General features: G+C 61.3%; 12 protein-coding genes and 1 pseudogene. 5 read left to right on the forward strand and 8 right to left on the reverse strand.

Annotation, left to right across the window (positions count from 1 at the left end; all coding sequences use genetic code 11):
• The 4 genes and pseudogenes from KGA97_RS27820 to KGA97_RS27835 all read right to left on the reverse strand — a co-directional run.
• Window positions 1-422, reverse strand: a pseudogene (locus KGA97_RS27820) (allophanate hydrolase); the annotation flags it as partial.
• A complete protein-coding gene (gene pxpB, locus KGA97_RS27825) occupies window positions 419-1123 on the reverse strand; it encodes a 5-oxoprolinase subunit PxpB (protein WP_223481876.1) in 705 nt (234 codons plus the stop codon). The gene pxpB and the pseudogene KGA97_RS27820, both read right to left, overlap by 4 nt.
• The gene (locus KGA97_RS27830; protein ID WP_008035059.1) at window positions 1120-1872 is read right to left on the reverse strand and encodes a 5-oxoprolinase subunit PxpA; all 753 of its coding nucleotides are present in this window, start codon (window positions 1870-1872) and stop codon (window positions 1120-1122) included. Before KGA97_RS27830 ends, pxpB begins: the two co-directional genes overlap by 4 nt.
• Window positions 1873-1916: 44 nt before the next feature.
• Window positions 1917-3203: an MFS transporter gene (locus tag KGA97_RS27835; protein ID WP_008035057.1), complete on the reverse strand. Its 1287-nt coding sequence runs from the start codon at window positions 3201-3203 to the stop codon at window positions 1917-1919.
• A 158-nt stretch (window positions 3204-3361) separates the two neighbouring features.
• Here KGA97_RS27835 and KGA97_RS27840 point away from each other — a divergent pair, with 158 nt between their 5' ends.
• Complete coding sequence (locus KGA97_RS27840) at window positions 3362-4276, forward strand: LysR family transcriptional regulator (RefSeq protein WP_008035056.1); 915 nt, start codon at window positions 3362-3364, stop codon at window positions 4274-4276.
• A gap of 4 nt (window positions 4277-4280) precedes the next feature.
• On the opposite strand, the gene KGA97_RS27845 is transcribed toward KGA97_RS27840, so the two are convergent.
• Genes KGA97_RS27845 through KGA97_RS27855 form a run of 3 tightly spaced genes read right to left on the reverse strand, consistent with a single transcriptional unit; the run spans window position 4281 to window position 6140 of the window.
• Window positions 4281-4823 carry a DUF2937 family protein gene (locus KGA97_RS27845; RefSeq protein ID WP_008035055.1) on the reverse strand — a complete coding sequence of 181 codons (543 nt, stop codon included), beginning with the start codon at window positions 4821-4823 and terminating at the stop codon, window positions 4281-4283.
• A gap of 12 nt (window positions 4824-4835) precedes the next feature.
• On the reverse strand, window positions 4836-5612 hold the full coding sequence (locus KGA97_RS27850) for a class II glutamine amidotransferase (RefSeq protein ID WP_008035054.1): 777 nt from the start codon (window positions 5610-5612) through the stop codon (window positions 4836-4838).
• A gap of 30 nt (window positions 5613-5642) precedes the next feature.
• Window positions 5643-6140, reverse strand: a complete 498-nt coding sequence (locus tag KGA97_RS27855; protein WP_192228710.1) for an MFS transporter — start codon at window positions 6138-6140, stop codon at window positions 5643-5645.
• A gap of 244 nt (window positions 6141-6384) precedes the next feature.
• Here KGA97_RS27855 and KGA97_RS27860 point away from each other — a divergent pair, with 244 nt between their 5' ends.
• Both KGA97_RS27860 and KGA97_RS27865 read left to right on the forward strand, forming a co-directional pair.
• On the forward strand, window positions 6385-8439 hold the full coding sequence (locus tag KGA97_RS27860; RefSeq protein ID WP_223481877.1) for a S9 family peptidase: 2055 nt from the start codon (window positions 6385-6387) through the stop codon (window positions 8437-8439).
• A 192-nt stretch (window positions 8440-8631) separates the two neighbouring features.
• Entirely contained in the window at window positions 8632-9105 is a 474-nt protein-coding gene (locus KGA97_RS27865; protein WP_008035048.1) for a cyclic nucleotide-binding domain-containing protein, read from the forward strand.
• Here KGA97_RS27865 and KGA97_RS27870 read toward each other — a convergent pair.
• Window positions 9102-9392, reverse strand: a complete 291-nt coding sequence (locus tag KGA97_RS27870) for a hypothetical protein (RefSeq protein WP_192228708.1) — start codon at window positions 9390-9392, stop codon at window positions 9102-9104. The genes KGA97_RS27865 and KGA97_RS27870 overlap by 4 nt on opposite strands.
• Before the next feature lie 92 nt (window positions 9393-9484).
• On the opposite strand from KGA97_RS27870, the gene KGA97_RS27875 reads away from it, so the two are divergent.
• Both KGA97_RS27875 and KGA97_RS27880 read left to right on the forward strand, forming a co-directional pair.
• Window positions 9485-10171, forward strand: coding sequence for a spermidine synthase (locus KGA97_RS27875; protein ID WP_223481878.1), 687 nt, complete (start codon window positions 9485-9487; stop codon window positions 10169-10171).
• 48 nt (window positions 10172-10219) lie between these two features.
• Entirely contained in the window at window positions 10220-10591 is a 372-nt protein-coding gene (locus tag KGA97_RS27880; RefSeq protein WP_007944009.1) for a YajD family HNH nuclease, read from the forward strand.
• Window positions 10592-10773: the final 182 nt, after the last annotated feature.

Below are 10773 nucleotides of genomic sequence, written 5' to 3' on the forward strand. Positions count from 1 at the left end.
ACCCCACCCAGCTCCTCACGCACCACCGTCGCGCTGCTGCCCAACACCTTCGGCGCATCAAAGCCGCCCGGAGCCGCGAGATAAGCCCGCGCTCCCAGGAGTGGCTGAGTGAACTGCAGGCGCTGACCTTTGCGCAGCTTGAAACTGCGCCACGGCGCCAGCGCCTGACCGTCCAACTGTGCGCCAAGGTCCGCCCCGGCCAGCGCGAGCAAGCAATCCTCTTCGGCAACAACGTTGAACCCGCCGAGGGTGATTTCGATCACCGGTGCATCCAGCGCATTGCCCAGCAGCCAGTTGGCCCAGGACATCGAGCGCCAATCCAGCCCGCCGCCCTGGGTCACGCCCAGATGCCGCACGCCAAAACGGCCGGCGTCCTGCAACAGGCACAACGGTGTGCTCGCTTCAATCGATAACCGGCTCATGCCTGCGCCTCCAGTGGCGTGTCGTCACCGCCCAGATTGATGAACTCGGCGTGGCTGACCGCTTCAAAACGCACGGTGTCGCCCGGTTGCATCAGACTGTAGCCATCGCGTTCGCGGTCGAACAGTTTGGCCGGGGTGCGGCCGATCAGGTTCCAGCCGCCGGGGGACACCACCGGGTAGGCAGCGGTTTGCCGTTCGGCGATCCCGACACTGCCGGCCGCGACTTTTTTGCGCGGCGTATTCAGGCGCGGTGCGGCGAGGACCTCTTCCACCAACCCCATAAAGGCAAAACCCGGCGCGAAGCCCAAGGCGAACACCTGATATTCACGGTCACTGTGGCGGCGGATCACCTCCTCCACGGCCAGCCCGCTGCGCTGAGACAACAGGCGCAGTTCCGGACCGACGCTCACGTCATACCAGACCGGCAGCACGTGACATTTGCCCCCGGTGCGAGTGTTGGGCGACAAATCGATCAGTGCTTCGGCGATCAATTCCCGCGCCTGCGCCGGACTCAATTCGGTCAGATCGTAATGCACCATCAACGTCGTATACGACGGCACCAGATCGATCAGATGCGCACCAAACGCCGCACGCAGGTTTTCGCTGGCAGCGAGCATCCACGGCATGTTGGCTTCGGCGATCTCATCGAACAGCCGCACCATCAGGCAATCCAGCGCCACCACTTCCACCCGAAGTTTCATGGCGCACTCTGCTGATCGAGGGCTTCGCGAATGCGCCGCACGGCCGCCACGGAACTGGCGTTGTCGCCGTGCACGCACAGGGTGTTGGCCTGTAGATGCAAGGCGCTGCCGTCGCTGGCGGTCAGGTTGTCGCCACGGGCGATGGTCAGTGCCTGTTCGATGATTTTTTCCGGATCGTGATGCACTGCACCCGGCAGTTGCCGCGAAACCAGCATGCCGGCGCTGTCGTAGGCACGATCGGCGAACGCTTCGAACCACAACGTCACGCCGTACTCATCACCCAATCGCTGTGCGGCGCTGTTGTCGCGGGTGGCCATCAGCATCAACGGCAACGTCTTGTCATAAGACGCCACGGCCTGCAGCACGGCGCGCAATTGCGCCGGGTTGGCCATCATGTCGTTGTACATCGCACCGTGGGGTTTGACGTAGCTGACTCGCCCGCCCTGGGCCCGGCAAAGGCCGTCGAGGGCGCCGATCTGGTAATGCAGAATGTCCTGAAGTTCCTGGGCGGTGTATGCCATGGAACGACGGCCGAACCCGACCAGATCCTGATAGGCCGGATGGGCGCCGATCTGCACGCCGTTGCTCAGGGCCAGGCTGACGGTCTTGCGCATGATGCTCGGGTCGCCGGCATGGAAACCGCAGGCGATGTTGGCGCAATCGATGAAGGGCATGACCTCGGCGTCCAGACCCATGGTCCAGTTGCCGAAGCTCTCGCCGATGTCGCAGTTCAATAGCAGGCGGCTCACGGTGAACACTCCTGTAGGTTTTGTTCTTTTCAGATGAGGGCAGATTACTGCGCATCCAGTTGTTTGCCACGGGTTTCCGGCAGGCTCAACGCCGCAAGGATCACCACCCCGTAGGAAACCGCCGCGAACGCTCCGATGCCTACGCTCAATGGCACCTTCTGGCTGAGCAAGCCGATCAACAGCGGAAACAACGCCGCCAGCGCCCGGCCTATGTTGTAGCAAAAGCCCTGGCCCGAACCGCGAATCCGCGTCGGAAACAACTCGGTCAGGAAGGCACCCATGCCGCTGAAAATCCCCGAGGCAAAGAAGCCCAACGGAAAGCCCAGCCACAGCATCACGCCGTTACTGACCGGCAATTGGGTGTAAAGCAACACGATGGTGAACGAGCCCACCGCGAACAGAATGAAGTTTTTCTTACGGCCAAGGATGTCAGTCAAATACGCGCTGATGACGTAACCGACGTAGGAACCGACGATCACCATCGCCAGATAACCGCCCGTGCCGAGTACGCTCAAACCACGTTCGTTCTTCAGGAACGTCGGCAGCCAGGAAGTGATTGCGTAGTAACCGCCCAGTGCGCCGGTGGTCAGTATCGAAGCGCGAAGCGTGGTGAAGAGGATGCCGGGGGCGAAAATCTCGTAGAACTTCGCCGGGTTGCTCGGTTCCTGTTTGGCCTTGGCTTCGCGGTAGATTTCCGGGTCCTTGACCAGGCGGCGGACGAAGATCACGAAAACCGCCGGGACGATGCCGAGGATAAACAGTGCGCGCCACGCGTCTTCCGGTGGCAACACCGAGAACAGCAGCGCATACAGGATCGCCGTCAGCCCCCAACCCAGCGCCCAGCCCGATTGCACCATGCCCACCGCTTTGCCACGGTCCTTGGCGCGAATCACTTCACCCATCAGCACCGCGCCGGCGGTCCACTCGCCGCCAAAACCGAAGCCCATCAAGGTGCGGCTGATCAGCAGTTGTTCGTAGTTTTGCGCGAAGCCGCAGAGGAAGGTGAAGAAGGCGAACCACAGCACCGTCAGTTGCAAGGTGCGCACGCGGCCGATGCGGTCGGAGAGAATCCCCGCCACCCAGCCGCCGATGGCCGAGGCAATCAGCGTACTGGTGTGAATCAGCCCGGCCTCGCCGGTGGTGATGCCCCACATCGCAATGAGGGTCGGCACCACGAAGCTGAGCATCTGGGTGTCCATGCCATCCAGGCCGTAGCCGATCTTGCAGCTCCAGAATGTGCGGCGTTCCTGCTGATTGATGTTGCGGTACCAGTCGAAAGGTCCCGGGCGAGCCGTGGCTTTCGGGATGACGGTGGTGTCGGGCGCACTCATGGCAACTCTCCGTGCAAATTTTATTGGTATTGTTCTGAGCCCCGACGACGCCTATCGTGGGAACCGGATGGCCTGATTTTTGGGCGCTGGGCCCTGTTGCGTCCAACTAATAAAAACCCGCCTTAGACATAAGAAAACTTTATCCACGAGCTGACCCCATGAACCTGAAGTTTCTCGAGACCTTCGTCTGGGTCGCCCGACTTAAAAGTTTTCGCCTGACCGCCGACAAGCTCTTCACCACCCAGGCGTCGATTTCCAGCCGCATCGCCGTGCTCGAAGGCGAACTCGGGGTGAAGCTGTTCCTGCGCGATTCACGCGGCGTGAGCCTGACGCCCGAAGGCTTGAAAGTGCTCGAACATGCCGAGCAGATGATGGACACCATGCAAGCGCTCAAGCAGTCGATCGAGACCCGCTCCAGCAAGGTCGGACGGGTGCGCATCGGCGTGATGGACACGGTGATTCATACCTGGCTGAGCCCGTTGGTGGCACAGATGACGGATCACTATCCGCTGGTGGAAATCGAGCTGGTGGCCGATACCTCGCTCAACCTCTGCGATCAGCTGCAAAAAGGCTTCCTCGACTTGATCCTGCAAACCGATCTGCTGCGTCAGGAAAGCGTGCGCAGCCTGGAGCTGGCCAGTCACCCGATGGGCTGGATCGCTGCCAGCAACTCGATCTACAACCGCGAGTATTCCAGCGTGGCCGATCTGGCGCGGGAGCGGATCATTACCTACTCGAAAAACTCACACCCGCATCAAGAGGTGCTCGCGTTGATGCAGGCCAATGGCGTCATGACGCCACGGCTGAACTGCGTGAATTCGGTGTCGGCGATTACCCGGCTGCTGCGGGACGGTTTCGGCATTGGCGCGTTGCCACCGGTGCTGGTGGCCGAGGAGCTGGCGCGCGGCGAATTGACCTTGCTGGCCATCGATCAACGGCCACCGGATTTACAAGTGGTGGTGTCCTGGCGGACCGGGGCGGAATGGGTCGAGGAGATTGTCGCGTTGTGTCAGCAGGTGCTGGCGGGGTATGCGCGCAAGGTCGGCGAAAACTACATCGTCCTTGCGCGCTGATCACTTACAACCCGCGCAAATCCCGCTCTTCAATCGGCCGGCTCTGGCGCAGGCGCTTGCCGCCCAGCACCACCCAGTCGATCAGCCGGAACAGGCATTCAATCCCGAACGACAGCAGCAACGCGCCGCTCATGCCCCAGATCATCGCTTCCGGCGTCAGCAGGATCTGGTAGCTGTAGCCGTTCCAGGTTTCTTTGCGGATATCCGGGTCGGCGGCCAGTACAACCTGCAGGAAGCGGATGTACCACGGGCCTTGCATGGCCTGGAATTGTTTATCGAGGGCCAGTTGACGGGTGAGCAGGTTGCTCAGGCTGTCGGCATCGCTGCGGAAAACCGGGTCTTCGCTGGCGCGGTAGTGGGCGACCAGGGCCTGCATGTCACCCTTGAAAAATTGAATGGCGGTGCCCTGAAAACCGCTCAAGCCGGTCTGCGCCTCAATCAGGTGCGCTTCGACCCGCTTGGCGTAGTCGTTGATGAACCCCGGCACCTGGACGCCGATCAACAGGCCCGCCGCGAACAACACCAGCCGTAGATAACTGAGCAACATGGGGGAGAATCCTTATTCGGTCTTGCCCTGGCTGACGCATTCACCGCGTCGCCAGAGGCTCCATTGGCCCGGTTCGTAGCGGGTCCAGGTTTCGTTTTCGGTCAGGGGTTCGGTGGCGATGACCGTGACCACGTCGTTGGGCGTGGTTTCGGCCTGGAAATCGACGATCACGTCGACATCCTTCAAGCGCGCCGGGCCGAAGGGTGCTCGGCGGGTAATCTGCGCCAATTTGGTCGAGCAATAGCAGAACAGCCAGTCGCCGTCGCTGAGCAAGCAGTTGAACACGCCTTTGCTACGGTATTCGGCGCAGGCGGCTACCAGGTCCGGCAGCAGTGTTTCGATCTCTACCGGTTCCGGGAACGCCGCGCGTACGCGGTTGAGCAGATCGCAGAACGCCGCTTCACTGTCGGTATCGCCGACCGGGCGATAAAAGCTGGTGATCGGCTGAAAGTCCGCCAGTTGGCCGTTGTGGGCGAAACACCAGTTGCGCCCCCACAGTTCGCGCACGAACGGATGGGTGTTGGACAGGCAGACCTTGCCGACGTTGGCCTGGCGGATATGGCCGATGACCACTTCGCTCTTGATCGGATAACGTTGCACCAGGTTGGCGACTTCAGACTCGCTGCTCGCCGCTGGGTCCTGGAACAGGCGCAGGCCGCGGCCTTCATAAAAGGCGATTCCCCAACCGTCGCGGTGCGGGCCCGTGCGGCCGCCGCGCTGCATCAGCCCGGTAAAGCTGAACACGATATCGGTCGGCACATTGGCGCTCATGCCCAATAACTCACACATGCTCGGACTCTCTGTAAGGCAGGGGCAAGGTTACAAACGCGGTTCGACGCGCATACGCTGAGGGTTGCTCGGGACCGGCGGACGACCGTAACGGTCATCACCGGCACCGCCGAAAGGATGATCGTCGTCAGGGTCGTCGGCCCGGGCCGCAGCCTTGGCGGCCGCCGTACGTTCCTTGCGAGCGTTGGAGGCGCGTTCGATCGGGAATCGGATCGCCACGAACACCAGGTAAATGCCGAAGGCGATCATGCCGTACATGAACAGATCGGAGACCGCCCGCCAGGCATTGTTGCCAACCTTGAACGCGAGATCGAGGGCGGTAATGGCGATGGCCGGTGCGACCTTTTCCTTCACCGGATCGATGATCGTCGGGCTGAACAGCAACACAGCGACCAGCAGCCGCAGGGGCTCGCGCAACCAGCGCCACATCCAGCGGGTCATGCGCATCCACACCAACAGGCAGCCTAAAGCGGCGAAGGCGTAAAGGCCCCAAGCGATCAGATAGTCGTTCTCGGTCATGGTGTCCATGGCAAGGCAGGCAAAGAGGCGCTTATAGTAACGACTTTTCGCACATCAGGCTTGCCCCAATGCCGGCCGGCTATGCACAAACACTGTGGGAGCGAGACCGGCTTGCCGGCGAAGGCGTCCTGTCAGCAACATTGATGGCGACTGACACACCGCTTTCGCGAGCAGGCTCGCTCCCACAGGGATTTGCGTCATTTGCCTATAGCCTGCGAACCCCTCTATTCCGTACATCGCCCGAGAGCCCTTCATGCCCCAATCCGCCAACATCACCAGCGCCCCGATTGCCCACAAGGCTGAAGGTTCTGACCCGTATGCCTGGCTGCAGGAACGTGACACCGACGTGGTGCTCGATTACCTCAAGGCTGAAAACCGCTATCTAGAGGCGCAAACCGCCGATCAGGCCGGCCTGCGCGAAACCCTGTTCGAAGAGATCAAGGGCCGGATTCTCGAAACCGACCTGTCGCTGCCCTCCCCGTGGGGCCCGTATCTGTATTACACGCGCACCACCGCCGGCGACGAATACGCCCGTCACTACCGCTGCCCGCGCCCGGCGGATGACAGCCTGCAACTCGACGAAAGCCAGGAACAGCTGCTGCTGGACCCGAACGAACTGGCCAACGGCGGTTTCTTTTCCCTCGGCGCGTTCAGCATCAGCCCGGACCACCAGCGCCTGGCCTACAGCCTCGACACCACGGGCGATGAGATTTACACGCTGTTCGTGAAGGAATTATCCAGCGGCCGCGTCAGCGAACTGGAATTCGCCGACTGCGACGGCAGCATGACCTGGGCCAACGACAGCCTGACGCTGTTTTTCGGCGAACTGGACGACACCCATCGCCCGCACAAGCTGTTCCGCTATCGACTGGACGGCACGGCGGCCGAAGAAGTGTTCCATGAGCCGGATGGCCGTTTCTTCATGCATTGCTACCGTTCAAGCTCGGAGCAGCAATTGCTGCTGGCGCTGGGCAGCAAGACCACAAGCGAAGTCTGGGTGCTCGACGCGTTCCAGCCGCAACAGGCGTTTACCTGCGTGGCGCCACGGGTCGAAGACCACGAGTACGACGTCGACCACGGCGCCCTCGACGGCGAGTGGACCTGGTTCATTCGCACCAACCGCGACGGCATCAACTTTGCCCTGTACACGGCCGTCGATACCGGCGTCGCGCCGACCGAAGCCGACTGGCAGAACCTGATTCCCCACAGCGACACCACGATGATCGACGGCATGAGCCTCAACGCCGGCGCCCTGACGCTGAGCCTGCGGGTCGGCGGCTTGCCGATCATCGAGGTTCACCCGCAAGACCTGCCGAGCTACCGCGTGCAATTGCCGGATGCGGCCTACAGCCTGCACGTACAAAACAGCCTGGAATTCGTCAGCGAGCGGATCCGCTTGCGCTATGAAGCATTGAACCGTCCGGCGCAAATCCGCCAACTGGACCTGGTCAGCGGCGAACAGAAAGTGCTCAAGGAAACCCCGGTGCTCGGCCCGTTCGACGCCGACGCCTATGTCAGCCAGCGTCTTTGGGCGACCGCACCGGACGGCACGCAAGTGCCGATCAGCCTGGTGGTCAAGCGCGAAGCCCTCGGCAAGCCGACACCCCTTTATCTGTACGGCTACGGCGCCTACGGCGAAAGCCTCGACCCGTGGTTCTCCCACGCGCGCCTGAGCCTGCTGGACCGCGGCGTGGCGTTTGCCATCGCCCACGTGCGCGGCGGCGGCGAGTTGGGTGAAGCCTGGTATCGCGCCGGCAAACAGGAACACAAGCACAACACCTTCAGCGACTTCATCGCCTGCGCCGAGCACCTGATCGCCAACGGTTTCACCACCTCACAGCAATTGGCGATCAGCGGTGGCAGTGCCGGCGGGTTGTTGATCGGCGCGGTGCTTAACATGCGGCCGGAGCTGTTCGGCGCGGCGATTGCCGAAGTGCCGTTCGTCGATGTGTTGAACACGATGCTCGACCCGGACCTGCCGCTGACCGTCACGGAATACGACGAGTGGGGCAATCCTGAAGAGCCGGACGTTTATGATCGGATCAAAGCCTACGCTCCGTACGAAAACGTCACCGCACAGGCGTATCCGGCGACGCTGGTGATCGCCGGCTACAACGACAGTCGCGTGCAGTACTGGGAAGCGGCGAAGTGGGTAGCGAAATTGCGCGCGACCAAAACCGATACCCATCAACTGCTGCTCAAGACCGAATTGGGCGCCGGGCATGGCGGAATGAGTGGCCGTTATCAGGGATTGCGTGACGTAGCACTCGAATACGCATTTGTTTTCGGGGTTTTGGGCATTGCCTGAGGAACTTGGCTCGGTGATTCGGTCTTAACACCCATGCCCCTTCAATGTGGGAGCGAGCCTGCTCGCGATGGCGGCGGTACATCCAACATTTGTATTGAATGTGCCACCGTCATCGCGAGCAGGCTCGCTCCCACAAGGATTGAGGGCATCCAGAAGAACCGGAACCAGACACAAGAAAAAGACCGTGACGACATGTCAGAACCGACCTTACTGAACAACGAAATCCGCGACTGGCTGATGGACTGTGGCCTGTTCGATCAACTGCTGCCCGCCGACTTCGCCGCCGCCTCGGGCTACTTCAGCATCAGCACGGTGGCCGAGGGCGAAGAGATCTTCCGCGAAGGCGATGCCGGCAGTTTCATGTGCATCATCCATACCGGCCAGGTCGCGGTACAAAAAACCAACAGCGACGGACAACGGGTGACCATGGCCACGCTGCGCAGCGGTCGGGCGTTCGGCGAAATGGCCGTGCTCGATGGCGAACGGCGCTCCGCCAGTTGCGTAGCCGCGAGCAATTGCCAGTTGCTGAACCTGGGCAAGGACTCCCTGGAAAAGATGCTCAACGACGCGCCGAAAATCGCCGCCAAGATCATCCGCGCCCTCGCCGTCTCCCTGTCAAAACGCCTGCGCATGGCCGACGGGCAACTACTCTCGCAGCAGGTTTAACCACCGGGCGACTTGATCTTCGTGCGGTTCTGCTCAAGCCCCGGCAAGGGCTGATCCTTGGGCGGGCTGGGCACGATGATCGGCGGCAACAGCGGCGGCCCGCCACTGCCAGGCCCGACTTTAGGCACACTGTTGGGGGTGATCTGCGGGTACGGCGTCGGTGTTGCCGTGCCGGGCGAACCGGGGAGCGGCGACGGGCTGGTCGGAATGGTTTGCAGCTCTTGGGCCTGCACTGCAGTTATCGAGAGCGCGGCCAAGGCAATGACCGTTAGAATGGTGCGCTTCATCAATGGCTCCGTTAGCCTTGTTGTCTATTTGCAGGCTACTCCCAACTGCGTTCGTTTGCCTCCCCCATGCCCTTCCTCCTCAAGAGATCCCCATGAAACGTTTCGTTCTGCTCGACACCGCGCCTATCCCTGAAAACGGCGGTGCCCTGTGCCTGTTCGAATACGGAGAGGATTTCGTCATCAAGATCCAGGGCGGCGACGGCGGACAATTGATGAATACGCGCATGCACGGTTCTGAAGATGCGCTGGCCGAGATCCCCTGCCGCAAGGTCGCCGGACGGCCGAATTCACGGGTATTGATTGGTGGCCTGGGCATGGGCTTTACCCTCGCCTCGGCCCTCAAGCATTTGGGCAAGAGCGCTGAAGTGGTGGTCGCCGAACTGGTGCCGGGCGTGGTCGAGTGGAATCGCGGGCCGCTGGGCGAGAAAGCCGGGAACCCGTTGCTGGATAAACGCACGGTGATTCGCATGGAAGACGTGGCGAACGTGCTGCAGGCCGAACCGCAAGGTTTCGATGCGATCATGCTCGACGTCGATAACGGCCCGGAAGGCCTGACCCAGAGAGCCAACAGCTGGCTCTATTCCTCGGGCGGCCTGAGCGCCTGCGCCAAAGCCCTGCGCCCAAAAGGGGTGCTGGCCGTCTGGTCGGCCAGCGCCGACAAGCAGTTTTCCGACAAACTGAAGAAGGCGGGCTTCAAGGCCGAGGAAGTCCAGGTCTTCGCCCACGGCAACAAGGGCACCCGCCACACCATCTGGATTGCCGAGAAGCTCAAGGGCTAGGCTAAACTTACGTCATAACCGTCATTAGTCTTTTACAAAGGTGAACCCATGAGTTCGTCAACACCGACCAACACCTCGAAGCTGGACCGCATCCTCGCCGACAACCAGCGCGACAAGGAAATGGGTTACCGCGACAAAGCCCTGAAGATGTACCCGCACGTGTGCGGCCGCTGCGCCCGTGAATTTTCCGGCAAGCGCCTGAGCGAACTGACCGTGCACCACCGCGACCACAACCACGACAACAACCCGCAGGATGGGTCGAACTGGGAATTGTTGTGCCTGTATTGCCACGACAACGAGCACTCGCGGTATACCGACCAGCAGTATTTCGGTGAGGGCTCGTTGAGCACGCCGAAGATTGCCAAGGCGACGCATAACCCGTTTGCGGCGTTGGCTGGGTTGATGAAAAAAGAAGACTGAATATCGTCATTGCCTGACTTGGCCCCATCGCTAGCAGGCTAGCTCCCACAGGGGATCTTCTGTGCACATAAGAGTTTGTGAACACCCAAGATCCAATGTGGGAGCTAGCCTGCTAGCGATAGCAATTGTTCAGACACCACCAATCTCAAACCAGACACCCCCTCCCCCAATCCCCGTATAAT

It is taken from the genome of Pseudomonas sp. BF-B-15, from assembly GCF_019946675.1.
GTDB lineage: Bacteria > Pseudomonadota > Gammaproteobacteria > Pseudomonadales > Pseudomonadaceae > Aquipseudomonas > Aquipseudomonas migulae.